Raw genomic sequence first — 24,589 nt, forward strand, 5'->3', positions numbered from 1 at the left:
AGCCGCCGCGGACAAGCCAGCGGCGCTCGCCCGTCCCGCGAGAACCGCCCTACAGCCTGCCGAGCACGGCCACCACGAGCAGGATCACCCCGACGACCGCCGCGGCGATCATCATCAGCCTCATCAGCCGCGGCTTCAGCCACTTCCACAGGACGAGGCGAGCCACCTTCCACAAGAGCGCCAGGATCTGCCAGAGGACCTTGCCCACGATCAGAGCCTAGCGCAGTCCCGCGGGGCGCGCCCCCAGCAAGGGCGGGAGATTTCGCGCGCGGTGGACAGCGTCAACGGCCGTCCTCCACGCGCGACCGGGCCGGGACGCGGCGGCTTTCGGTGCGCCCGGCCGCCGGCGCCGGCACGGCGTGCGAGCAGCCGGCAGCGAGCGGCGTCAGTCGATGTCGACGCTCACCTTCGACGCGTAGCTGCCGGGGGAGGGGAAGGTGATGTCGCGGAGCGCGCCGGCGACACACTCGGCCGCCTCCTCGCCCCGTTCGTCGGCGCTGGAGACGCCCACGCTGAGCGCCTTGCCGTCGGTGTCGATGTAGAGCGTCGCCTTGAGCTGGGTGCCGCCGGCCTGGCTCCGGCACGACTCGAGCGCCGGCCGCGCCTTCTTGTACGGCGTCCCGAGCTGGTCGGGCGTCCACGGCACCGGCGGGCGCTCGTCGCTGCTCGGCTCGAAGGTGAAGCTGTTCTCCGCCAGGCCCTCTCCGCCGACGGGCTTCGGCCACTTCGTCGCCTTCAGGACGCTGAGCATGCACGCCTCGGTCTCGCGGTCGCCCAGGGTCGAGTCCTTCACGAACGCCCAGCGCGCCGTGCCCTCCTCGGTCACCCGGACCTTGAAGCGGATCTCGCCGCCGAGGTAGGGGATCCGCGCGACGCCCTTCTGGTAGCAGCGCGAGAGCCGCGGAGAGGCGCGCTCGAACGCCGCCTGCACCTTCTCCTCGTTCATGCCGCCGATCTCGGACCGCGAGCTCATCGTCGGGCGCGACGTCTCGACAGGCTCGGCGTCGCGCATCACCGGCGCCGCAGGCGTGGGCTCGGCGCCGCCACAGCCCGGGAGGGCCGCGAGCGCCGAGACAGCAACGAGGGTGACCGTGCCCCTGAGCAAGACATTGAATTTCATGATCCGGCGAGGACTCTATACGAGCCACGTCTCCGGCGAAAAGAGGGCGGTGAGGGGCGCCCGCGCCTCCAGTGCATGTGAGAGATTCTACGCCAACGCGAACGTCGACGCGCCGCTCCGGACCCGCGTGCGCTCCGAGAGAAGGCGCCCGTAACGCACACGGTAGAACCGCAGCGGAGAAGGTCCGTCCACGAGCGCCTGCGCGCAGAAGATGCGAGGGGGAGCGCCGGAGCGCACGGGCGCGTCGTATTCCCGGTGCGCGTGGCCGTGGATCACGTGGAGGTGATCGTGCTCGTGGAGCAGCGCCATGAGCTCGGAGCTGTTGATGAGGCCGTCCAGCCACTGCATCGCGCCGATCGGGTGCGGGAGCGGCGGGTGGTGCTGGGCGAGCACGAGCGCGTCGCCCGTGCGGCGCGTCTCGGCGGCGAGCGCGGCGACGCGCGCGAGCTCGAGGTCCGCGATCGAGCCCGCCGAGCGGGTCACCGGCTGCATCATGGCCGTCGATACCGCCGTCACGAAGGCCCCAGGGAGGGCGACCACCGCCCCCCGCCCGCTGGTGGCCGCGAAGGGGCGGAGGCTGCCTTCCAGGGCGCGCTCCCACGCGTCGCCCCCGCCATACGCGTCGTGGTTGCCAGGCACCAGCGTGACGCGGGCCGGGTCCCAGCCGCTCTCCGAAAGCACCGCGGCGAGCACCTCGAACTGGGCAGGCGTCCCGTCTTCGGTGAGGTCGCCGGTGAGCACCAGGTGATCCGCCCCGCTCCGCCACGCCTCGACGAGCGCGGCGAGCGCGCGGCGGCGGCGCTGCGCGGCGTCGATGGGGCGACCGAAGCTCAGATAACGAAGCCGCCACCGCTCGGCGCCGCGGCGGCGGTCGTGATCCGCCTCGAGGAGATGAAAGTCCGTGAGGTGAGCGATCGTCGTCATCGCCGCGATCGTGAGACCCGACCGACGTCGTTCCGGCGACATCGACGCAAGCTCTCGGCGACTCCATCCGCCGCTGCGCGAGGCGCCCCGGCGATCGCGCGGCGCGCCCGCGGCGGCCCCGGCAGGCGACGCGCGCCGCAGGCGCAGCCGATGACCGGCGCTGTGACGGTCACGAAGCCCGATCGCGACGCGGTTGTGACAGGGGCAGGCGGAGCTCTACCATCGGCCGCCATGCGCGGCGCCGCAACCATCTCGGACGTGCTCGTGCGGATCGCGTCGTCGGGCGCCATCGGCATCGGGATCGCCGCCGCGCTGCTCCTCGCGCTGCGGCTGCTGATGCCGAAAGCCCAGCGCGGGAAGCTGCGGCTGCCGGCCGCGCTGCTCGGGCTCCACGTGGCGGCGCTGCTCGCCCGGCTCCCGCTCGATCCGGCGTCGTCGCTTCACGTGGCGCTCTCGGTCGTCGCGCTCTTCCTGCTGCTGACCGCGCTCGGTCGCGCCGCCTTCCTCCTCGTCGTCGACCTGATCCTCGGCGTGCGCCTCGGGCGGCCGCTCTCCAGGATCATCCACGACATCATCCAGGGGCTCGTCTACGCGGGCGTCGCGCTCATCACGCTCCGCGCGGCCGGGGTCGAGCCGGGATCGCTGCTCACCACCTCGGCGCTGCTCACCGCGGTGATCGGCCTCTCGCTCCAGGAGACGCTCGGGAACCTGTTCGCCGGGCTCGCGATCCAGGCGCAGCGGCCGTTCGAGGTGGGGGACTGGATCCAGATCGACCCGGATCCGAGGCTCATCGGGCAGGTCATCGAGATCAACTGGCGCGCGACCACGGTCCTCACGAACGATCAGATCGAGCTCACGGTGCCGAACGGCACGCTCGCGAAGAGCACGATCCGGAACTTCACGAAGCCCACCGCCCTCGCGCGGCGGATGATCGAGGTGCGGGGCCCCTACGAGGTGTCGCCGCGGATCGTCGAGCAGGCGCTGCTCGGCGCCGTGGCGTCGGCGCCCGGGGTGCTGCTCGCGCCGCCGCCGTTCGTGCTCGCCGCGAGGTTCGACGAGAGCAGCATCGGCTATCAGGTCAACTTCTTCATCGAGGACTTCGCCCGCCGCGATCGCATCGACTCGGAGGTCCGTCAGCGGATCTGGTACGCGTTCCACCGCGAGGGCATCGCGGTCCCGTTCCCCACCCGCATCGTCCGGATGGCCGAGGCGCCGTCCGAGTCGCGGGCGCGCAGCGAGGCCGACGAGCGGCAGCGCCGCCTGCAGTCGCTGCGCGTCGTCGACTTCATCGCCGCGCTCCCCCCGCCGCTCCTCGACCGGCTCGCGACGCTGTCGAAGACGTGCAGCTACATGACCGGAGAGGTCGTGATCCGGCAGGGGGCCGCGGGGCACGAGCTCTTCATCGTGCAGTCGGGCGAGGTCTCGGTCGTCGTGGGGCGCGAGGGCGGCAGCACGGCCGAGGTGGCGCGCCTCGGCCCGGGCAAGTTCTTCGGCGAGATGTCGCTGATGACCGGGGAGCCGCGCAGCGCGACGATCCAGGCGGTGAGCGATTGCGAGCTCGTGAAGGTCGACAAGGAGGCCTTCCACGAGATCCTCGCGGCGGCGCCCGGCATCGCCGAGAAGATTACGGAGGTGCTGGTCGCTCGGCAGTCGGCGCTCGACGAGAACGTGTCGGTGCGCCGCGCCCGCGCCGGCGCCGAGGAGGCCAAGACGACCGCGCTCCTCGAGAAAATCAGGCAGTTCTTCTCGGTCTAGCTCCACGGCGGGGACACCGGCGCGCCGCGTCCAGCGGGCGCGTCACGGGGCGGGCGCGGCGCTGCTCGGGACGGGGAGAGCGCCCTCGGTGACGTGATCGCTCTCCTGGTTGTCCTCGAAGGTGTTGTCCTGCGATAGCTCCGGCGCCCGCGTGCCCTGCACGACAAGGCCGAACCGGTTGCCCGTGGAGCGAGCGTGCGCGAGCGCGCCGTCGCTGTCGCCGAAGAGCAGCCCCGCGCGCGCGCAGCCCTCCGCCTGCACCGAGCTCACCTGCGCCGTCGAGCGGAGGACGAGGAGCCCGTCGCCCAGGTCCGAAACCGACTCCATCTGCCCGCCGGCGCTGAGCGTGGAGAACGTCCCGCTCTCCACCCCCTGGATGAGCGTCTCTTCGACCGTGCTCGGCGAGGCGAGCAGCAGCAGCCCCGCGACGCGGCTCTCCAGCACCGCCGACCTCTGGACGACGATCCGCGCCGACCCGGCGCTCAGCAGGCCGACGCCGCCGGTGCTGTCGCGCTCCTCCGGCCGCGTCCCCTCGATGAGGCTCTCCGTGAGATCGAGCTCCGCGCCCTGGGACGCGGCGACGCCCGCGACATGCGCGCCCAGGACAACCGTCGACGCCAGCGTGGCGCGCGCGCCGCGCACCAGCACGCCAGCAGCGCGATCCCGATGGATCGGGCGCGCGCGTGTGCCCGCGACGACCACACCGCTGGCGGAGAACGTCCCGCCCGACACGACAAGGCCCGCGTCGCCGGCCTGGCGCACGGCGCTCGACGACAGCGAGAGCGCGCCGCCCCGCTGCTCGACGGCGTACCCGAGGCGGCCCGCCTCCGCGGCGGCCGCGCCCTGGAAGAGGGTCCCGGACACCTCGACCGCCGTGCCGGCGCCCGCGACGGCGAGCTGCGCGTCGCACGCGCCGGACAGCACGCTGCCCTCGAGCGTCGCGCGAGCGCCCTGCTCCACGACCACGTCGCCGGCCTCCTGCACCCCCTCGGGCGGAGCGGCGAAGAGGGAGCGCGTCGCGGTGAGCTCCGCGGAGGCGCCCGTCACCAGCGCGCCCAGGCGGTGGTGGACGAGGGCGCTCGCGTCGAGCTGCAGCGCGCCCGCTTCCAGGATCACGCCGACCGGGGCGGTCGTCTCCGCCTGCTGGGGCGTGATCTCCAGGAGGTTGCCCTCGGCGACCACCCCCTCGGCCCCGGAGGTGATGCGCAGGTGGACCGTGCCGTCGACAAGCGCGCTCTCGGTGAGCCGCGCCCGCGCCCCGGACAGGACCAGCACGCTCGTCCACTGATCGCCCGTGCCTTCGCCCGCCCACGACGCCTGGACCAGGCTGCGCGACAGCTCGAGGCTCGCGCCGGGGAGCGCGACCACGACGCCGCTGCCGCTCCCGCCCGTCACGCGGACGTCGCGCGCCGAGACCTCCGCCGCCTGGACGAGCAGCCCGATGGACGGGCTGATCACGCTCACGCCGCGCACGCCGGCGCCCTCGACGTCATGAATCCACACCGCGCTGACGTTGCCGCTCGGGTCGCTCTGCTCGCCCCGGAGCACGACCCGGGAGGCGCACCGCCCGACCAGCTCGATGGGCTTCGAGATCTCGACCGGCTCGTCGTACTCGCCCTCGGCCAGGACGACGCGGCCGTCCGCCTGCACCGCCGAGAGCGCCTCCGCCAGCGTCGCGAACGGCCTGTCCCGCGACCCGTCGCCGCCCCCACCCGCGTAGCTCGGATCGACGTGGATGTCGCCGGGCGCCTCGGCGACTTGGCCCCACGGCCCCGAGCCGCAGCCGTCTGGGCCGTCGATGGAGATACACCCCCTCTGCGGGACCGCGAACGTCCCTTCCGGGCACTTGGCCATCGTGGGATGACAGCCGCCGCCCTCCACGAACTCCGCTGCACACCCGGGGATCCCGGCTTCGAGGCAGGCCCCGTCGAACGTCGGGACGGTCCCGGGCGAGCACCGCTCGAGCGCGGGACGGCAGAGCCCGTCCTCACCGACGGAATCGTCGGTACAGCCCTGGACGCCCACGGAGACACACCCGCTCATGCCGCGGAGTTGCCCCGGCGCACACGGGGGCTCGCCCGCGTCGTTCCGCGGGACGTACGTATTCGGCGGGAAGTCGGAGCCCTCGCAACCGAGGAGCGACGCGGCGCACAGGCTGACAGTGAAAGAGAAGAGACACAGGAGCGCTGAGAGTCCAAGCTTCGCGCACAACACCCCATCAACGTAGCAGATCGAATCGACGCGCATGCCGGCGAAGCGCGCTTTTCCTCGTCGTCCGCGGCCGCTCGAGGCCGGACATTCACGGGCGCGACCCGGACAGCCGCACGTCGGCTCGCGCGAAGGCGCGCTCGAAGCGCTCGTGTGCGGCGGCCGACTCCTCTTCCCTGCCCTGTGCGCGCAGGCTCTGCTCGAGGCCCGAGAGGGACCAGCCGTTGTCGGGATTACGGGCCAGATCCTCCCGATAAGCCGCCTCGGCGTCGCGCGGTCGACCCGCTTTGAGGAGCGCCGCCCCGAGCGTGTGGCGGACCGGCTCGGGCCAGTCCGGCGGCTCGAAATAACGCAGTGTGTCCTCGACGCGTACGGCCGCCTGGAGCACGCGGACGGCGTCGCCGGCCTGGCCGCGCTCCGAGGCGATCTGGCTCTCCAGCACGAGCGAGGCGATCTCGAGCAGGTCCTCCGCGCGGTTCATGCCGATCGTGACCCCGACGATCTCGGACGACACCGCCCGGAGCGCCGCCGCCTCGCGCGCGGCGTCGTCGGGGCGCTCCGTCGACGCGAGCGACGCGAGCGCGCGGCCGCGCGCATAGTGCCATATCCCCGTCGCGTAACGCTGCTCGGACGGCGGCGCCGGCTGCGCGAGGACGTCCTGCCACCGGCCGAACCGGACCAGGGCGAACAGCAGCGCTGGCCGGAACATCTCGAGCATCGGCATGTGCCGGACGTGGCGGTCGGGCACCGCGGCGCCGAGCTCGCGGGCCGCGCGCACGGCGACGGCGCTGCGCCCCTCCATGCTCGCGGAGACCGAGAGGAAATCGCGCTCGCGCGCGGTCGCGGACGCGGCGAGCGCGCGCGCCTGCTCGACGGCCTCGAAGGCGGCCCGCTCCCGCGCCGGCTCGGCCGGCAGGTTGATGTTGGGGCCGAGCGTGAGCGCGACGCCCCAGCGGGCCATGGCGAGGCCGGGATCGAGGCGGGCGGCCTCCTCGAACGCCCGTCGCGCCTCGTCGTGGTTGAACGCATAGACGAGCCGCAGGCCCTGATCGAAATAGCGCTGCGCGAGCTCCGATGACGTCGTCACGGGGTGATGGAGTGAGCCGATGTCCTCGAACAGCGGGACGCGCCCGGCGAAGGGCGCCCCCGCGGCATCGTGGCCGGGCCGCGGATCCGCTCGGGGCGAGGCGGGACGTGGCGCCGCGCCGCACGCCGCGAGGGCGGCGCAGGCGCAGAGGAAGGGCAGGCGGAAGGGCGCGCGTCGCGCTGTCATGGTCACCTCGCTGGAGCCCGGGTGGCCGGGGCTCCGACGGATCGACATCCCCTCGCGGGGTCGCGTGGCCTCGGCGCCGACCTCCGGCGCGAGCGCGGAGGTCGAGCCGAGCGACGGTCATGCATGCGCGATTCCCGCCGGCCGGGAAGGCAGCGCACACACGACATGCCGTGCGCCCCGGCCGATCGTCGCGCTCGCGGCGTCAGCGCGGTGCGCGATGGACGGACGGCGCGACTTGCGGCAACCTCGAGGCATGACGACGTGCAGGGATGAAGCTCTTCGCTGGGTTCACCGCTACGCGATCGGCGGCGCCGCCTTCGCCGCGCTCCCGCTCCCGATCTCGACGTCCGCCGGGCTCGTCGCGATCGAGACCCACATGATGTCGATGATCGGCGCGATCTACGGCGAGAGCGTCGGATCCGTGGCGACGACCGCCGCCGGCGGGAGCTTCGCCATCCTCGGGCGAGGCTTGAAATTCCTCGCCACCCGGGCGGTCGGCTTCGTCCCCTTGGTCGGACCCGCCATCAAGATGGGGATCGCCGGGCTCACGATCGAGGCGATCGGCCATGGCGTCGTGGGGCACTTCGAGCGGAAGTACCCGGGCAAGGCCTTCGAGAAGGCGTGAGCCGTCCGCGCGCGCGGACGCTGCGCGCGCTCGGCAGGGCGGCGCGGGCCGCACGCGCGGCGCGCAGCAGGCCGGCGCGTCGCGCGTCGCTCACGGGAGCCGCGCGATGCGCCGACGCGCGGCGCTCCCGGATCGCCCGGGCGCACCGCGCGCCGCTGTCGATGTCCGTCAGCTCCCGCAGCCGGTGCAGGCGAGCGGGCAGGTCCCGTTCTCCGGCTGCTGGCAGTGCAGGTCGGGCGCCTCGGCGCTGGTCCCGTAGTCGCAGCAGATCGTGCCGCCAAGGCAGCACTCGACCCCGCAGCAGATGCCCTCTTCGCACCCGAAGTTCGGATCGCAGGGATCCTTGCACTCGCCCTGAATGCATGCCTGCTCGTCGGGGCAGCGCGTGCCGCACGTTCCGCAGTTGTGCGGATCGTTGGCCAGGTTGACGCAGGCCGGTCCACAGCACGAGAGCCCGGCGTCGCACGTGCACGCGACGCCCCCGGCGCCGCCCTCGCCGCCAGCGCTCGTCGTCGAGACGGTGGTGGTGGTGGTCGTCGTCGTCGTCCCGGCCTCTCCGCCCGCGCCGCCGCCAGAGGAGCTCGATACGGTGACGTAGATCGGCAGGACGTTGACGGTGCCCGGGTCAGCTTCACATCCAGCAACGGCGAACAATGCGGCCAACGACACCAATGCGGTCACCCGATGACTGGGCATGAGCACCTCCAAGCCGATCATGACACTACCACGGGGGGTCGCGGTCACACGAGAGCGATGGCGCAGCACGCTCGGCGCGCCGCCCGCGCTGCGTCGCGCGGCGCGGGCCACGCGCGACGCAGGCGAACGCGGCAGCGCCTGCGACATCAGGGGTTGATGAGCTTGCAATCCGACAAGAGCCCCGTGTACCAGTCATCGGTCCTGTCGAGCCATGCGCCCTCGCTGGACCAGCGGATGCCGGGCTTCTTCATCTTGCCTTCGACGGTGTAGGTGCACTTCACCGCGAACCGTGCGGACGGCAGCTTGCTCGTGAGGGCGGGCTCACTCCAGAGGCCGGCGGCGAGGAACTGCACGCGGTCGGTCGTCGTGTAAGGACGGAGCAGCTTCTTGTCGTCCGCGTCCCCCTTGGACCAGCCCTTGGTGGGCGACTCGAACGCGCAGTGCCGGCCGCTGATCTCCTCGGCCGACCAGCAGGCGAGGTCCTTGATGTCGCTGGCCACGAGGGTGACCTCGACCTGCGCCTTGTCGCCCGGCTTCCACTTCGGACCGGCCGCGCCGGGCGCGGGCTCGCGCCCGAAATAGGCGAACGCCGCGGCCAGGCCGCCGATGATGATCAGGAACAGGATCATGCTCTTGCCGAGCGAGCCGCCCTGCGGCTGGGCGGCCGCGCGAGGCCGCGCCCCGGGCTTCTTGCCGGCCGGGCGCCGCGCGGCGCCCGCCGGCTTCGCAGGGCGAGAGGCCCTCGCGGGGGCCGCTGCGTCGGCGCGGGCAGCGGCGCGGTCCTCGCCGTCCTCCCTGCTGGTGTCCTGCGCGTCGGCCTCGCCGGAAGGAGCGTCGTCCGTGTCGGGGCGGTCTTTGTCTTCGGAGCTCGTAGCCATCGCGGCGCTTTATGTACCGGAGCGCGTCCGCGACTCAAGCATTCCGTGTACCGGGCCCGGCGCGCGATCGCCCGTCCCAACCCGCAGCCCATGATGTAGGCTGCGCTTCCAATGACGTCCGATGCCAGAAATCCCCGCGCGCGCATCCTCGGCACAGGCCGCTCCCTGCCGCTCGCCGCCCCGGAGGGCGAGGCGCACGCAGGCGCGCCGCCAGCGGACGGCGCCGCGGGCGACGCGAGCGCGGCCGACGAGCGGCGCCGCGGCGCGGCCGGCGAGACGACGAGCGACCTGGCGACGAGGGCGGCGAAGGCGGCCCTCGACGCGGCCGGCCTCGGGCCGCGCGACCTCGAGATGATCATCCTCGCGACGTCGAGCGGCGACGCGCCGATGCCGGCGACCGCGGTGTACGTGCAGCAGAAGCTCGGCGCCGAGCTCATCCCGTCGTTCGACCTCTCCGCCTCGCTGACGGGCTTCCTCTACGGGCTGTCCGTGGCGAGCCAGTTCGTCGCGGCGGGGACCATGAAGCACGTGCTCGTGATCGGCGCGGACCTGCTCTCGCGCCGCGTCGATCCGCGCGATCGGGCCGCGGCCCAGCTCTTCGGCGACGGCGCCGGCGCGGTCGTCGTCGGGTCGGCGGCCGGCGACGGGCGCGGGATCCTCAGCGTCAGCCTCCGGGCCGACGGGAAGAGGGCCGACGTGCTCCAGGTCCCCGGCGGCGGATCCGCGGAGCCGCTCACGGTCGATCGGCTCGCCGACCGGCGGCAGTACCTGCGCGTGAAGCAGCCCGAGCTGCGGCAGGCCGTGGAGGAGCACCTCGGCGCGCAGGCGCTCGCGGCGCTCGCCTCCGCCGGGCTCGCGCCCGCGGACGTCGACTGGGTGATCCCGCACCACGCCGACGCCCAGCTCGCCGCGCACCTCGCCGATCGCCTCGGGTGCCCGCGGCAGCGCGTCCTCGGCGCGCGCGACGGCGAGAGCGCGGTCGGCGCGAGCGCCGGCTCGGTCGCGAGCGCGCTCGACGAGGCGCTCCGCGACGGGCGGATCTTGCCCGGGCATCACGTGCTGCTGTGCGCGCTCGGCGGCGGGCTCACGTGGGGCAGCGCGGTGGTCCGCATGTGATTTGACCGCGGCGAGGCCGACATGGGATTGGACCGCGGCGCGGCCGACGGTGGCCCGAAAGGCGCGCCCGTCGAACGAGCGCGCGCCGCGCTTCGCTGAACGGCGGCTCGAGGAGTCGCTCAGGAGGACTCATGAACGACGCTCCCCTTTACAAAGACGCCAAGCAGCCCGTGGGCAAGCGGGTGGAAGATCTCCTGAGCCGGATGACCCTGGATGAGAAGGTCGGCCAGCTCATGCAGCTGGACGCGCAGGGGGACCTGGAGGACGCGATCGGGCGGATGAAGGTCGGCAGCCTCCTGCACTGCAACGGGAAGGACGCGGACGCGGCGATCAAGCGCGCGCTGGGCACCCGGCTCGGCATTCCGGTGCTGATGGCCGACGACGGGATTCATGGTCATTCCTTCTGGGCGGGCGCCACGATCTTCCCGACGCAGCTCGGCATGGCGTGCAGCTGGGACACGGGGCTCCTGGAGAAGGTCGCCCGGGTCACCGCCGCCGAGATGCGGGCCACGGGGCTCAAGTGGACGTTCTCTCCGGTCCTGTGCCTCACGCGCGATCTCCGCTGGGGCAGGGTGGGGGAGACGTTCGGCGAGGATCCCTACCTCATCGGGGAGCTCGCGTGCGCGATGGTCAAGGGCTATCAGGGCAAGGGCCTCGACGATCCGGACGCGGTGCTGGCCACGGCCAAGCACTACGCGGGCTACTCGGAGACGCTGGGCGGCCGTGACGCCTCGGAGGCGAACATCTCGCGGCGCTACCTGCGCTCGTATTTCTTGCCGCCCTTCGAGAGGGCCGCGCAGAGCGGCTGCATGGCGTTCATGACCGGATATCAGTCCATGGACGGGATACCGGCGACCGCCAACCGCTGGCTGCTGACCGAGGTCCTCAAGGAGGAGTGGGGCTTCGAGGGGATCGTCGTGACCGACTGGAACAACGTGGCCAACCTCGTGCTCGATCAGAAGGTCTGCAAGGACATGGCCGAGGCGGCCACGGTGGCGATCCGGAGCGGCAACGACCTGATGATGGCGACCCCGCAGTTCTACGAGGGGGCGCAGGAGGCGGTGCGCCGCGAGCTCCTGGCCGAAGCGGAGATCGACGCGGTGGTGCGGCGCGTCCTCGCGCTCAAGTTCTCCCTCGGGCTCTTCGAGGACCCCGGGTACAGCAGCGAGCGGCGGATCAAGGAGGTCATCGGGTGCGAGGCCCACCGGGCGCTCAACCTGGAGGCGGCGCGGGCCTCGCTGGTCTTGCTGAAGAACGACGGCCTGTTGCCGCTCGCGGACGGCGCGAGCGCCGCCGCCGGGGCGGGCGCGGGGCCGAGGGCCCTCCGGCGGATCGCCGTGATCGGCCCCAACGCGGACGACCCGATCGCCCAGCTGGGCGACTGGTCGCTCGGATCGGGCCAGATGAGCGGCGGCAACGGCCCCGAGCACCCCCGCTCGAGCATCGTCACGATCGTGGACGGGCTCCGGGAGCTCGCGCCGCCGGGGTGCGAGGTGGTGCACGCGGCAGGCTGTTCGGTGGTCAGCGAGGACGAGTCGGGCATCGCCGCGGCGGTGGAGCTCGCCCGGGGCGCCGACGTGGCGGTCCTGGTCCTCGGGGATCGGATCGAGTTCATCGGCGAGACGAAGAGCACGGCGACCCTGGAGCTCATGGGCGGGCAAAAGGCGCTGGCGGACGCGATCGCCAGGACGGGCGTCCCCACGGTCGCGGTCCTCGTCAACAGCAAGCCGCTCGTCCTGCCGCGCTCGGTGCTCGGCGCGTCGGCCATCGTCGAGGCGTTCAATCCGGGGATGATGGGCGGGCGGGCCGTGGCCGAGGCGCTCTTCGGGCGGATCAACCCCTCGGGCAAGCTGACGATCTCGTTTCCCTACCACGTGGGCCAGCAGCCGGTGTTCTACAACCAGGCCCGCGGCCAGCACGGGAGCCGTTACGCCGACCTCACGCAGGAGCCGGCGTTCGCCTTCGGCTTCGGCCTGAGCTACACGCGCTTCGCCTATGCCGACCTGAAGGTCCTGACGCCCAGCGTGGGGCGAGACGGCGTGGCCTCGTTCGAGGTGACGATCACCAACGCTGGGGAGCGCGAGGGGGTCGAGATCGCCCAGCTGTACATCGAGGATCTGGTGACGTCGTCCACGTGGGCGGTGAAGGAGCTCAAGGCGTTCCGCCGCCTGAGCCTGGCCGCGGGCGAGGCGCGCACGGTGCGGTTCGAGCTCCCCGCCTCGGCGCTGTCGATCATCGACGCGGAGGGGCGCCGCGTGGTGGAGCCGGGGGAGTTCCGCGTCCACATCGGAGCCTCGTCCCGGCCGCAAGACCTGCTGAGCGCCGGCTTCGCCGTCGCATAGCCGCGCGCCGACCTCGATCCAGAAGTCCGCGTGTTAGCATCGCTCGCGCGGGCAGCGCCGGGTAGGGCCCCGGCGCTCGAGGAGGCGAGGGGCGATGACGGCGAAGCGGGTGGCGCTGGTGACGGGCGCGAGCACGGGGATCGGCCGGAGCGTGGCGGAGGCGCTCGCGCGAAACGGCTATGCGGCCTTCGCGGGGATGCGCGATCCCGAGGGCAAGAACCGGGCGGCGCGCGACGAGGTGGCCGGCCTCTCGGCCGCCGGCGTCCCCATCGAGGCGGTCGCGCTCGACGTGACGGACGACGCGTCCGTCGCCGCGGCGGTCGCGACGGTGGTGGAGAAGGCGGGGCAGATCGATGTGGTCCTGAACAACGCGGGCAACAGCCTGATCGGCCTGACCGAGTGCAGCAGCGTCGATCAGCTGCGACGGTTCTTCGAGACGCACGTCTTCGGGGCGCAGCGCGTCTGTCGCGCCGTGCTGCCGCACATGCGCCGGCGCAAGGCGGGGGTGCTCGCTTTCACGTCCAGCATGGGAGGGCGCATCCTCATGCCGAGGTCGGCGCACTACTGCGCGGCCAAGGCCGCGATGGAGATGATGGCCGAGGGCTACAAGACCGACCTCGCGTCGTTCGGGATCGACGTCGTGATCCTGGAGCCGGGGCTGGTCCAGACGAAGATCTTCCACAACGTCTGGGCGCACGACGACGAGGCGCGCGCCGCCGAGTACGGCGAGCTCGACGGCGTGATACGCGCCACGCTCGAGGCGGTCAAGACGTTGACGGGGCCCGACCCGGCGGAGCTCGCGAGCGTGCTGCTGAAGCTCCTCGAGATGCCGCACGGCCAGAGGCCGCTGCGCACGACGTTCGGCATGGACGCGGCGCTGGTCGGCCCCGTGAACGCCGCCGCGGACGAGGCCGGGCGGACGCTGTTCGCCATGTACGGGGCGTAGACGACCTCCGCGGGCCGGCGCCATCATGCTGAACCTCCTCCTCCAGCTCTCCCCGCTGCGCCCCGCGGTCCGCGTCGAGACCATCGAGCGGCGGGACTTCGACGACCAGCGCCTGCGCGAGCTGCACGCCCTCTCGAACGCGCTCATGGCCGAGCGCTTCGAGCACTTCTGCGTCCACGCCAGGACCAACGACGTCGTCCATGTCTTCCGCCGCGCCGACACGGGCGCGATCGTCGGATTCCAGTTCTGGAAGACCGCGCCCATCGCCTTGCCTCGCAGCCGGGCCATCGTCGGTGGGAAGCTGCGGATCGCGCCCGACTTCCGGACCCGCGGGCTGCACCTCGCCTCCGGCCTCCTGTTCCTGCTGGAGACGAAGCGCCGCGCGCCGCGGACGCGTCTTTACCGGCTCTCGATCGCCAGCCTCTTCGGCTTCGTCTCCATCACCGAGGCGCTCGCGCGTTACGAGATCTTCGATCCGAAGCGCCGGAGCACCGCGGAGGACGAGGCCGTGCGCGAGGCGTTCCTCCGGCTCGCAGGGGAGAGCAACTACCACGTCGACGACGAGACCGGGCTCTTCCTGGTCAACATCTTCATGACCGAAGAGACGCTGAGCCGCTATCCGCCGCGCTACTTCGACCGCCCGGCCGCGAGGCGCTACGCCGCGGTCAACCCGGGCTTCCGCACGAACGGCTGCTACGCCGGCTTCTGGTTCCGCTTCACCAGCGACAACCTCCTCGCCATGACCCGCGCCGTCGCGAGGAGGCTCTTCCGGAAGGCCGCCCCTCGCTGATCCGAGCCGCGCGGCGCGCGGGCTGCTCCGCCGGCAACACAGCGGAAGCAGCCTGCTGCTCGCGAAGCAGGCGGGCGCCGGGCCCGCCTTCGCCGCGGGCGCCGCCCGGAGGGCGCGCCGGAACCAGGACCGGGCGAGCCGCGCGCTCGCTCCCCGGATCGAACATGGCGAGACGAGCATGGTACGAGACGTGCCCTGCGCGGCTCCCGCCACGTACGAGGCCGCAGGCGTCGTGTCTGCGAAGGAAAGGGAGCTGATCGTGGATCTCGAACTCACCGGCAAACGGGCCATCGTCACCGGCGGCAGCCGCGGCATCGGCAAGGCCATCGCGCGCGAGCTCGCGCGCGAGGGCGCCGACGTCGTGATCGCCGCGCGCGGCAAGGACAAGCTGGAGGCGACCGCCGCCGAGCTCTCGGCGGAGACCGGCCGCCGCGTCGTCCCGCTGGTGGTCGATACCGGCAACGAGACCTCGGTCAACGCGCTCGTCGAGCGCGCCGTCGCCGCGCTGGGCGGCGTGGACATCCTGGTCAACAACGCCGCCTTGCCGGGCGGGATCTCGCCCGCCACGCGCCTCGATCAGATCGTCGATGCGCAGGTGATCGAGGACATCAACATCAAGGTCGTCGGCTACCTGCGGACCGCGCGCGCCGTCGCGCCGCACCTCATCGCGAACGGCTGGGGTCGCATCATCAACATCGGCGGGCTGGCCGTGCGCAAGACCGGCCGCCCCGTCGCCACCCTGCGCAACGTCGGCGTGGCGGCGATCACGAAGAACCTCGCGGACGAGCTGGGCCCGAAGGGGATCAACGTCACGGTCGTGCACCCCGGCGCGACGCGCACCGAGCGCGTCCGGCCCGAGCCGGAGAAGGACCTCGCCGCCTCGGTGAGCATCGGCCGCATCGTCGACGCGCGCGAGGTCGCGTGGGTCGTCACGTTCCTCGCCTCGCCGAGGAGCGTCGCGATCAACGGCGACGCCGTGGTCGCCGGCGGCGGCAGCGTCGGGCCGATCTATTACTGATCTGCCCGGCTCGGCCGGCCCTCGGCTCGCGCGCCGAGCGGCGCGGGCCACCGACGGATCGACCACAGGGCCACGGAGAGCACGGGGATCCGTCTCTCCCTCTCCGTCTCTCCCTCTGTGCTCTCTGTGCCTCTGCGGTCGATCTCTCTCGTTTTCACACCGCTTCACCCCGCTCGGCGTACCCGATTGACGCTCCGAGCCGCCCTGTCTGAAACTGTACGGGCCAGCCCCCGAAGAACCCACGGAAGACCATGAGCATCCCGACCACCCGCCTCGGCCGTACCGGCCTCACCGTTTCTCGCCTGTGCCTGGGCACGATGACGTTCGGCTTCCAGACGGACGAGGAGACCTCCCGCGCCATCCTCGACAAGGCCGCGTCCGCCGGCGTCAACTTCCTCGACACCGCCGATGTGTATCCGCTGGGCGGCGGCCTGCCGACCGCGGGGCGCACCGAGGAGATCGTCGGCCGCTGGCTCAAGGGCAAGCGCGACCGCTTCATCCTCGCCACAAAGTGCGTCGGCCGCGTCGGCCCGAACGACTGGGATCAGGGCGCCTCGCGCAAGCACATCCTGGACGCCATCGACGCCTCGCTGCGCCGCCTCGGCACCGATTACGTGGATCTCTATCAGCTCCACTCCGACGATCGCGACACGCCGATCGACGAGACGCTGGAGGCGCTCGACACCGTGGTGCGCTCCGGTAAGGCGCGGTACATCGGCGTATCCAATTACCTGGCCTATCGCCTGGCGCGCGCGCTCGGCCGCGCCGACGTGCGCGGGCTCACGCGGTTCGTGTCCGTGCAGCCGCGCTATGCGCTCCTGTTCCGCGAGATCGAGCGCGAGCTGCTCCCGCTCGCGCAGGAGGAGGGCCTCGGCGTGATCCCGTACAACCCGCTCGCCGGCGGGCTCCTCACGGGCAAGCACCGCCGCGGCGAGCCCACGCCGGGCACGCGCTTCACGCTGGGCACGGCGGCGAGCAACTACCAGCAGCGCTACTGGAACGAGCGCGCGTTCGCGACCGTGGAGAAGCTGCAGGGCATCGTCGCCGAAGCCGGCCAGTCGCTCACGACCGTCGCCGTCGCGTGGGTGCTCGCCAACCCGGCGATCACCTCGGCCATCATCGGCGCCAGCCGGCCCGACCAGCTGGACGCCACGCTCGCCGCGGCCGAGCTCACGCTCGATCCGCAGCTGAAGGCCCGGCTCGACGAGGTGACCGCGGAGTACCGCCGCGGCGACTCGCCGCGCTGAGCCGCGCCTCGCGCGATATCCAGCCGCGGCTCACGTTCGAGGCCATCCCGCCAAGCGCGCCGATCGTCCTTTGCATCGGCGCTCGCCTTTCTGGGTCCCTGTCCGCCTAACCCAAAGTTTCCCTCGGCCCTGCGCGGAGGACGCCGCGCGGAGGAGGCGAACGGCGCCCGGAGGCGGTTCGGTCACCCTTGACAAGATGCCGTCCAATCACGCCCACTGGCGTGAAGCCGCGCCGTCGTCGGGGTGGGGTGCAGGGACGCAAGGCGCATGGTCACCGGTCTCGATCTTCATGCAACGCTGCATCGTATCGTGATCGACGCCGTGGGCACCGTGCCCTCCGCGCAGCGCGGGAGCCTCCTGGTCCGGGACGGGGAGCAGCTGGTCTACAAGGCCTCTGTGGGCCTCGCTGGCGTGCTGGCGAGCGCGCAGGAGGTCGTCGGCGGCGCGGGGCCGGCCACCGTGATCGCGGCGCTCTCGAGGCATGACTCCGCGGACGGCGCTCGGGTCGTGGCGGCCGCCGACTGGTACCGCGAGCACCTGCCGGGGGCGTCGGCGCTGCACCTCGTCCCGGCGGGCGCGGTCGTGGTCCTCACCCCGGTGCGCGTGCAGGAGCAGACGATCGGCGTGCTCGCCGTCGAGCAGCCGGACGGGCAGGCGCCTTCCGGCGAGCGCTGGGCGCGGCTCCTCGCGCTGGCCGCGAGCGCCGGCGCGGCGCTGGAGCGGCGAGAGCTCTACAACGACAAGGCGCGGTCGGCCCAGGAGGTGCGCGTGCTCGAGGCGGTGCTGAACGCGGTGGCCACGCGGACCAGCACGCATGAGCTCGTCGAGATGATCTCGAAAGGCATCAAGAGCGTGCAGCTCACGCCGCAATGGCGCTCGGTGCACCTCGTCCTGCTGAGCGACGCCCCCTCCGGGGGCGCGCGCGGCGACGCCGCGGCCCGCGAGCTCCGCATCTACCACGTCCCGCACCGGTCGCCGCTGTCGTTCTGGAACAACGTCCGCGATGGCGCCCTCACCGCGGGGCGCAGCGTCGGCATCCACGTGGACGTCCGCAACGCCCCCGCCCACAGCGCCGTCGAGCAGCGCGGGATCCTCGAGGACGCCATCGACCGGGGCGTGCACGGTATCGCCGTGGCGCCGATCACCCCGGAGGTCCTCGAGCCGGCGATCCGTCGGGCGGCGGAGGCAGGGGTTCCGGTGGTCACGATCGACACGCCTCCCGCCGAGGGCAGCTGCGCTCGAGCCTACATCGGCACCGACAACGTGGCGGCGGGGCGGCTCGCCGCGGAGATGATGGCCCGGCTGCTCCCGGGCGGAGGCAAGATCGGCGCGCTGACGTTCTGGCTCAGCGCCATCAACAGCCGCGAGCGCATCGACGCGTTCCGGGCGGCGGCCTCCGGCACGCCCTTCGACCTGCAGCCGCCGGCCGAGGACCGGTTCGACATCGAGCTCGGGATGCGGATCGCCCGGGAGGCCGTGCAGAGCGGAGGAATCGCCGGCGCCCTCGGCGTCTGCGCCGAGAACGGCCTGTCGTGGGGCGCGGCCGCGAGGGCGCTGGGGCGGGCGGGGGAGCTCAAGATCGTCGCCTTCGATCTCCTCACGGACACGCTCGCGATGCTCCGGGAAGGGACCATCCACGCGGTCCTCGTCCAGCGCGAGCACGAGATGGGCTACCGCGCGGTGCAGGTGCTCCACGACATGGCATCGAAGGGCGTCGAGGCGGCCCTGGCCGGGCTGCCCACGCGCGCCGGCTCCGGGGCAGGGTCGGCGCTGCGCTTCATCGACACCGGCATCGACGTCGTGACCATCGAGCGCACGCCCTGGTCGCTCCCCCTCTCCGACTACCTGGCCCTGGACGCGAACCGCAAGGCGGCGAAGCGAAGGGAGCAGATCCCCTACGAGAGCCGCGCGAAGGAGCTCCTCCTCGTCACGGTGGACGCGGGGAACGAGGGGTACCGCGAGGAGCGGGCCCCCCTCGACGCGAGGTCGATGGTCGGGCGGGTGCTGCGCGCGGCCCGGCCGCTCGTCGTCGATACGCACTCCAGCGAGCTCCACGACGCGCCCGATGTCGTCGAGGCGCGCGAGAAGGGAGCGCGCACCCTGGTCGCCGTCCCGCTGCTCGCCGGCGGGTCTGCCTTCGGCGCCCTGGTCCTGGAGAGCGAGCGCCGGGCGGCGTGCTCGCTCGACGACCTCACGATGATCGAGCGCGTCGTCGACACGATGGCCGTGGCGATCGAGAACGCGCGGCTCGTCCACCGGATCACCGAGCGGACCCACGAGCTCGAGCGCGCGAACCGGCACCAGGAGTCGCTGCTCGACACGATCCGCGAGCTCTCGAGCCCGGTCGTGCCCATCGCGCGGAACATCCTCGTGATGCCGATCGTCGGGACGATGGACGCGCAGCGATCCGGCCGCTTCATCGAGTCGATGCTGCAGGACATCACCGAGCACCACGCGCGCGTGGTGCTGGTCGACGTCACGGGGATGGCGGTCGTCGACGCCGCGTCGGTGGAGCACCTCCTGCGGGCGGCGCGGGCGGCGCGGCTGCTCGGCGCCGAGGTCGTGCTCGTCGGCGTCACGCCGGCGGCGGCGCGGCTGATGGTGGAGCAGGGCGTGGAGCTCGGGAGCCTGATCACCCGCTCGACCCTGGAGCTCGGGTTCGCTTACGCGCTGTCGAAGACCGGCGGCCAGATCGTCTATCGCCGCTCGCCCGCGTCCAGCCCTTCTGAGCCGAGCTGAACCGGGGCGGCTAGGAGCGGCCCTCGCCCGAGCCGCCGGGGGGACGGGCTACTTCTTCATCTCGGCGAGCGTGGCCTTGAACTGAGCGACGTTCTCCTTGTTGATCACGTCGACGCCGGTGTCGATCACCTTGCTCGGGGGGATGGCGGCGATGGCCGCGTCGCCCTTGGTCGCGAGGTCGTGGAGCCACTTGCTCCCCAGGTAACCGAACTGGAACGGCTTCTGCACGACGGTGCAGGCGACGGTGCCGTTCTCGATGCCGGCGAGCGTCGCGTCCTCCTCATCGAACACGGCCGGGAGGACCTTGCCCTTCTTCCCGAGCGCGTCGACGGCGGCGGCGATGGCCGGCCCATTGTACGACCAGAGGCCGATAGCGACGTTGAGGTCCGGGTGGGCGTTGATGATGTCCTCCACGTTCGCGCGCGCCTTGGCGAGATCGGTGTTGTCCTCGCGCTTGTCGACGAGCTGGATGTCGTGCTGAGCGACCACGTCCTGGATGCCCTTGAGGCGCTGAGCCGCGTTGTCGACCGCGAACATGCCGACGAAGGCGGCCATCTTCCCGCCGTTCGGCAAGAGCTTCACGATCTCGTTGCCGAGCACCTTGCCGGCCTCGTAGTTGTTCGTGCCGATGTAGAGCAGCCGGTTCGACTTCGGGGCGTCGGAGTCGAACGTGATCAGCTTGACCTTCTCCGCGACCTTGTTGAGCACGGTCACCTGATCGTCCGGCGCCAGGACGCTCACGCCGATGGCGTCGTAGCCCTGGCTGGCGAGGCTCTCGAGGATCTGGTTCTGCTCCGTGGGCGTGCTGATCTGCGGCACCTTGATGTCAACTTGGATCTTGGCCTCTCGCTCGTATTTGTGGACGCCGGCGAACGCGATCTTCCAGAAGTCGCTGGACCCGTTCGTCACGAACGCGAGCTTGACGACGTCGGTCGTGGCCCCTTTGCCGTTGTCCTTGCTGCTGACCTCGTTCCCACCCCCCTGATCGCAGCCTGCGATCGACGCCATCGACAGCATGGCGAACGCTGCACACGCGAGCCTCCAGAAATCCTTCTGATGATTCACGGCGGTTCTCCTCGGTTCGTCCGCGCCAAGCGTGCGTCGAGACGACGTCGCTGATCCGCGAGATCGGTGATCCCCCGGATCGATGCTAGCGACTCACCTCGCCGATGTCGCGCCTCGTGGAAACGCCCCAGTCCGATCCTCGAGGCGACGCGCCGGTCCACCTGTTCCGGATGGCTGGGGGGGCGAGCCCACCAGATCTGGAGAACAAGTGAGGCGAGGTACGTCGGAGATGCCGTGCGGACCTCCTGATTGTGGGGTTGCTGCCGAGGATGTGTCCGCGAGGCGGCGACGTGGTGCGCGCGAGGCGCACCGAGGGCCAGATCGGGAGCGCGGAGAGGCGGTGAATCGGACCGTGGTGCGCGGCCGGCCTAACCCCCGAGCGGGGTGTCGAGCGCCCGCCGGCGCGACAGCGTCCGCAGCTTGCTCAGGGCGTTCTCCTCGATCTGCCGCACCCGCTCCCGGCTCACCGAGAACATGCCGCCGATCTCGGCGAGCGTGTGCGTCTGCTCGCCGTCGAGGCCGAACCGGAGCCGCAGCACCTCGCGCTCGCGCGGGGTCAGCGACTGGAGGAGCGAGCGCACCTGCGTGTGCAGCCGCCGGTGGACCAGGAGCTCGTCCGGCGCCGCTCCCTCGCTCGCGAAGAAGTCGCCCGCGCGCGCGCCGTCGTCGTCCCCGGCCGGAGCGTCCAGGTACACGAGCGGCAGCGCCATCTCCCGCAGCGTCTGGATCTTCTCCATCGGCAGCCCGCTGCGCTCGGCCACCTCCTCCGGCGCCGCCTCGCGCGCGTGCTCCTGCTCGAGCTCCTTGCGCGCTTGCAGCGCCCGGCGCCGGGTCTCGGCGAAGTGGACCGGCACCTTGATGACCTGGGCCTGGTAGAGCAGCGCGCGCGAGAGCGCCTGCTTGATCCACCAGGTGGCGTACGTGCTGAACCGGTACCCGCGCCGGTAGTCGAACTTCTCCGCCGCGCGCATCAGCCCGAGGTTGCCCTCCTGGATCAGATCGAGCAGCGGCACGCCGCGGTGCTTCAGCTGCCGGGCGGCCGACGCCACCAGGCGCAGGTTCGCGCGGACGATCTCGGCCCGCGCTTCGGCCGCCGCGCGGCGGGCGTCGCGCATCGCCGAGAGCGTCCCCTCGATCGCCGCTCGCTCGGGCCCGCCGGCCGCGGCCGCGGCCTCGCGCAGCGCGCGCTCGATCCGCTCCTCCACCGCGGGGCCCAGGCGCGCGTCGGTGAGCCCGGCCGAGAGCTCGCCCCGGGCTCGGCCCGACGCGCCCTCGCCGGCGTCGGCCACCGGCTGCGCGAGCCCGAGCAGCCGCGCGAGCCGCGCCGACGCCGCGTCGCGCACCTCCTCGTCCGCGTCCGCGTTCAGCAGCAGCTCGCTCACGGTGACCCGCCCCGCCCGGAGGTCGTCCGCGAGCGCCGCGAGCTCGCGCAGCGCGACCGGCGACGCCACCCAGGCCTCGATCCCCGCGCGCTCCGCCGACTCGATCCGCCGGCCGAGCTCCACCTCGAGATCCCGGCTGAGCGGCGCGTTGCGCGAGATCTCCTGCAGGTAGATCTCGGTCACGTCCTCGCCCGGCGGCGCAGCTCGCTCGCCCGGAGGCGCGTCCCACGGAGATGGCAAGGCCGCGCCGAGCCCGGCGTCGAGCTGCACCTCGTCGCGAGCGTCCCTCTCTTCCCTCTTTGTCGTTCCGGTCTCGCCCGCCAGGAGCGAGCTCATGGGCTTCTCCTTCATCTCGATCGCTCCACCATGGGGCCGTGCCGCGGTGGTCCACCCGGCTGCGCACCGGAGCGCGAAGCCCTGGAGGCAATCCCCAGGAGGAACCACGAGCCGACGCCGGCCGTGCCACGGCAGAGCAAAGGGGCTCCGCCGGTCCCTGCACCGTAATCACTCGTTGCGCTCAGGAAAGGGCCCAGCGTGAGGAGGCGGGAAATGGGCGCGTCAGCGCGCGGCGCGGCGCCTGAGGCCCCCGGTCCGCCGCCGGACGCCGCCCGCGCCGCGCGCGGCTCACGACGCCGCCCGCGCCGCGTGCGGCGCACGACGCCGCCCGCGCGCCCGCGGCCCCTCACAGGAGCACGGCCAGGGGGAGCACGGCGGGGCGGCGCGAGGCTTCGCGCCGGAACACCCGCCGCACGCCGCGGCTGAGCGCGTCCTCCAGCGCCGGCGCCAGCGTGCGCGCCGCCGGCGACAGCGCCGCGAGCGCGTCGCGCGCGCTCTCGAGCGCGGCCGCGAACAGCGGGCCGCCCTCCTCGAAGTGCGCCACCCCGCGCCCCAGGAGCTCGGGGCCGCGCAGGACCTCGCCCGTCTTGCGGTCGGCCACGACCAGCACCATCACGAGGCCCTGATCCGAGATCTGCTCGCGCTCGCGCAGCACCAGCTCGGAGACGTCGAGCCCGCCGCGCGCGTCGAGCCACACGCGCCCGCTCTTCACCGCGTCCCCGAGCCGCATCCGGCCGTCCTCGATGACCAGCGACTCGCCGTCCTCGACCACGAAGACCCCCGACGCCGGCACGCCCATCCGGAGCGCCGTGCGCGCGTGGGCGAGCAGCATCCGGTACTCGCCGTGGATCGGGACGAAGTGCTCCGGCCGGACCGCGTCGAGGAGCACCTTCTGCTCCTCCGCCTGGGCGTGGCCGCTCGCGTGGATCGGATCGAGGCCGCGATCGAGCACCACGGCGCCGCGCCTCGCCAGGCGGTTGGCGAGCTGGCTGACGGCGATCTCGTTGCCGGGGATGGCGCGGGACGAGAAGATCACCGTGTCGCCCGGGTCGACCCGCAGCCGGTGGTGATCGCCGACGGCCATGCGCGCGAGCGCGCTGTTCGGCTCGCCCTGCGCGCCCGAGGCGAGCACGACGAGGCGCTCGCGCGGGAGCGTGGCCGCCGTGGCGTCGTCGACGAGCACGCCGGGGGGGATGGTGAGGATGCCGATCTCCTCGGCGATCCGCGTGTTGGTCGCGAGGCTGCGCCCGGCGAGCACGACCTTGCGGCCGAGCTGGGCGGCGAGGTCGAGGACGCTCTGGACCCGGTGGACGTTGGAGGCGAACAGCGCGACGAGGATGCGGCCCTTCGCCTCGCGAAACGGCCGGAGGAACCCCTCGGCCACCGCCGTCTCGCTCACCGACCAGCCGTCGCGCTCGGAGTTGGTGGAGTCGGACAGGAGGGCCGCCACGCCGGCGCGGCCGTACTCGGCGAAGCGGCCGAGATCGAGCCGCTCGCCGCCCACGGGGGTGAGATCGATCTTGTAATCGCCGGTGTGGATGAGGATGCCCTCGCCCGTCTCGATCGCGAAGCCGACCGCGTCGGGGATGGAGTGGGTCACGCGCAGGGGCTCGGCGCGGAACGGGCCCGCCGTGAAGTGCTGCTGGGGCTCGACCTCGCGGAGCGGCACGTCGATGCCGTGCTCGGCGAGGCGCTCGCGCACGAGCCGGAGGGTGAAGCGCGTCCCGTACACGGGGACCGGGAACTCGCGCAGCAGCGACGGCAGCCCGCCGATGTGATCCTCGTGGCCGTGCGTCACGATCACCGCGTCGACCCCGCCCGCCTCGCGCACGTAGCTGAGGTCGGGGATCGCCACCTCGACGCCGAGCACCTGGTCGTTGGGGAACATGACGCCGCAGTCGACGAGCACGCGGCGGCCATCCTCCTCGATCAGCATCGCATTCATCCCGACCTCGCCGAGGCCGCCGAGAGGAATGATCCGGACTCCCATGGGCGCGCAGCCTAGCATCGCCCATCCCCGGAGAGCCGGCTCGTCCGCTGAGCCGGCTCGCCCGATGAGCCGGCTCGCCCGCTGAGCCGGCTCGCTCGCTGAATAGGTGTGTGCGCTTGTGCTCCGGTCTGCGGATTGC

At 72.5% G+C, this 24,589-nt stretch carries 19 protein-coding genes; 9 read left to right on the forward strand and 10 right to left on the reverse strand.

The window, feature by feature from the left end; translation table 11 throughout:
* Positions 1-49: 49 nt before the first annotated feature.
* The 3 genes from WMF26_RS15480 to WMF26_RS15490 all read right to left on the reverse strand — a co-directional run bounded on the left by WMF26_RS15480 (position 50) and on the right by WMF26_RS15490 (position 2,044).
* On the reverse strand, positions 50-208 hold the full coding sequence (locus WMF26_RS15480; protein ID WP_437337773.1) for a hypothetical protein: 159 nt from the start codon (positions 206-208) through the stop codon (positions 50-52).
* 177 nt (positions 209-385) lie between these two features.
* Positions 386-1,120 carry an AgmX/PglI C-terminal domain-containing protein gene (locus WMF26_RS15485; RefSeq protein ID WP_438000941.1) on the reverse strand — a complete coding sequence of 245 codons (735 nt, stop codon included), beginning with the start codon at positions 1,118-1,120 and terminating at the stop codon, positions 386-388.
* Positions 1,121-1,207: 87 nt separating this feature from the next.
* The gene (locus WMF26_RS15490; RefSeq protein ID WP_438000942.1) at positions 1,208-2,044 is read right to left on the reverse strand and encodes a metallophosphoesterase family protein; all 837 of its coding nucleotides are present in this window, start codon (positions 2,042-2,044) and stop codon (positions 1,208-1,210) included.
* A 231-nt stretch (positions 2,045-2,275) separates the two neighbouring features.
* Between WMF26_RS15490 and WMF26_RS15495 the strand changes: the two genes are divergently transcribed.
* Positions 2,276-3,799: a cyclic nucleotide-binding domain-containing protein gene (locus WMF26_RS15495; RefSeq protein WP_438000943.1), complete on the forward strand. Its 1,524-nt coding sequence runs from the start codon at positions 2,276-2,278 to the stop codon at positions 3,797-3,799.
* A 42-nt stretch (positions 3,800-3,841) separates the two neighbouring features.
* Here the strand turns inward: WMF26_RS15495 and WMF26_RS15500 are convergent, their stop codons facing one another.
* Positions 3,842-5,842 carry a DUF1565 domain-containing protein gene (locus WMF26_RS15500; RefSeq protein ID WP_438000944.1) on the reverse strand — a complete coding sequence of 667 codons (2,001 nt, stop codon included), beginning with the start codon at positions 5,840-5,842 and terminating at the stop codon, positions 3,842-3,844.
* Positions 5,843-6,098: 256 nt separating this feature from the next.
* The gene (locus tag WMF26_RS15505) at positions 6,099-7,280 is read right to left on the reverse strand and encodes a hypothetical protein (RefSeq protein ID WP_438000945.1); all 1,182 of its coding nucleotides are present in this window, start codon (positions 7,278-7,280) and stop codon (positions 6,099-6,101) included.
* Positions 7,281-7,533: 253 nt separating this feature from the next.
* Between WMF26_RS15505 and WMF26_RS15510 the strand changes: the two genes are divergently transcribed.
* Positions 7,534-7,905, forward strand: a complete 372-nt coding sequence (locus WMF26_RS15510) for a hypothetical protein (protein ID WP_437337779.1) — start codon at positions 7,534-7,536, stop codon at positions 7,903-7,905.
* Between the two features lie 168 nt (positions 7,906-8,073).
* On the opposite strand, the gene WMF26_RS15515 is transcribed toward WMF26_RS15510, so the two are convergent.
* Together WMF26_RS15515 and WMF26_RS15520 are read right to left on the reverse strand one after the other, a co-directional pair.
* On the reverse strand, positions 8,074-8,601 hold the full coding sequence (locus tag WMF26_RS15515) for a hypothetical protein (RefSeq protein ID WP_438000946.1): 528 nt from the start codon (positions 8,599-8,601) through the stop codon (positions 8,074-8,076).
* Between the two features lie 146 nt (positions 8,602-8,747).
* A complete protein-coding gene (locus WMF26_RS15520) occupies positions 8,748-9,479 on the reverse strand; it encodes a hypothetical protein (RefSeq protein ID WP_437946914.1) in 732 nt (243 codons plus the stop codon).
* 111 nt (positions 9,480-9,590) lie between these two features.
* Between WMF26_RS15520 and WMF26_RS15525 the strand changes: the two genes are divergently transcribed.
* The 7 genes from WMF26_RS15525 to WMF26_RS15555 all read left to right on the forward strand — a co-directional run bounded on the left by WMF26_RS15525 (position 9,591) and on the right by WMF26_RS15555 (position 19,677).
* Complete coding sequence (locus WMF26_RS15525; protein ID WP_438000947.1) at positions 9,591-10,595, forward strand: beta-ketoacyl-ACP synthase 3; 1,005 nt, start codon at positions 9,591-9,593, stop codon at positions 10,593-10,595.
* Positions 10,596-10,726: 131 nt separating this feature from the next.
* A complete protein-coding gene (locus WMF26_RS15530; RefSeq protein WP_438000948.1) occupies positions 10,727-12,937 on the forward strand; it encodes a glycoside hydrolase family 3 N-terminal domain-containing protein in 2,211 nt (736 codons plus the stop codon).
* Between the two features lie 94 nt (positions 12,938-13,031).
* Positions 13,032-13,883, forward strand: coding sequence for an SDR family NAD(P)-dependent oxidoreductase (locus tag WMF26_RS15535; RefSeq protein WP_438000949.1), 852 nt, complete (start codon positions 13,032-13,034; stop codon positions 13,881-13,883).
* Between the two features lie 25 nt (positions 13,884-13,908).
* On the forward strand, positions 13,909-14,673 hold the full coding sequence (locus tag WMF26_RS15540) for a hypothetical protein (RefSeq protein ID WP_438000950.1): 765 nt from the start codon (positions 13,909-13,911) through the stop codon (positions 14,671-14,673).
* A gap of 259 nt (positions 14,674-14,932) precedes the next feature.
* Positions 14,933-15,691: an SDR family NAD(P)-dependent oxidoreductase gene (locus WMF26_RS15545; protein WP_437946917.1), complete on the forward strand. Its 759-nt coding sequence runs from the start codon at positions 14,933-14,935 to the stop codon at positions 15,689-15,691.
* 251 nt (positions 15,692-15,942) lie between these two features.
* A complete protein-coding gene (locus WMF26_RS15550; protein ID WP_438000951.1) occupies positions 15,943-16,938 on the forward strand; it encodes an aldo/keto reductase in 996 nt (331 codons plus the stop codon).
* Positions 16,939-17,205: 267 nt separating this feature from the next.
* Positions 17,206-19,677 (forward strand): substrate-binding domain-containing protein, encoded by a 2,472-nt coding sequence (locus WMF26_RS15555; RefSeq protein WP_438000952.1) that lies wholly within the window; start codon positions 17,206-17,208, stop codon positions 19,675-19,677.
* Positions 19,678-19,725: 48 nt separating this feature from the next.
* On the opposite strand, the gene WMF26_RS15560 is transcribed toward WMF26_RS15555, so the two are convergent.
* The 3 genes from WMF26_RS15560 to WMF26_RS15570 all read right to left on the reverse strand — a co-directional run bounded on the left by WMF26_RS15560 (position 19,726) and on the right by WMF26_RS15570 (position 24,450).
* The gene (locus WMF26_RS15560; RefSeq protein WP_438000953.1) at positions 19,726-20,742 is read right to left on the reverse strand and encodes a sugar-binding protein; all 1,017 of its coding nucleotides are present in this window, start codon (positions 20,740-20,742) and stop codon (positions 19,726-19,728) included.
* Between the two features lie 368 nt (positions 20,743-21,110).
* Positions 21,111-22,460 carry an RNA polymerase sigma factor RpoD/SigA gene (locus tag WMF26_RS15565; protein WP_438000954.1) on the reverse strand — a complete coding sequence of 450 codons (1,350 nt, stop codon included), beginning with the start codon at positions 22,458-22,460 and terminating at the stop codon, positions 21,111-21,113.
* A gap of 346 nt (positions 22,461-22,806) precedes the next feature.
* The gene (locus tag WMF26_RS15570) at positions 22,807-24,450 is read right to left on the reverse strand and encodes a ribonuclease J (protein WP_438000955.1); all 1,644 of its coding nucleotides are present in this window, start codon (positions 24,448-24,450) and stop codon (positions 22,807-22,809) included.
* Positions 24,451-24,589: the final 139 nt, after the last annotated feature.

This window comes from Sorangium sp. So ce185 (assembly GCF_051526825.1).
Lineage (GTDB): Bacteria > Myxococcota_A > Polyangia > Polyangiales > Polyangiaceae > Sorangium > Sorangium cellulosum_D.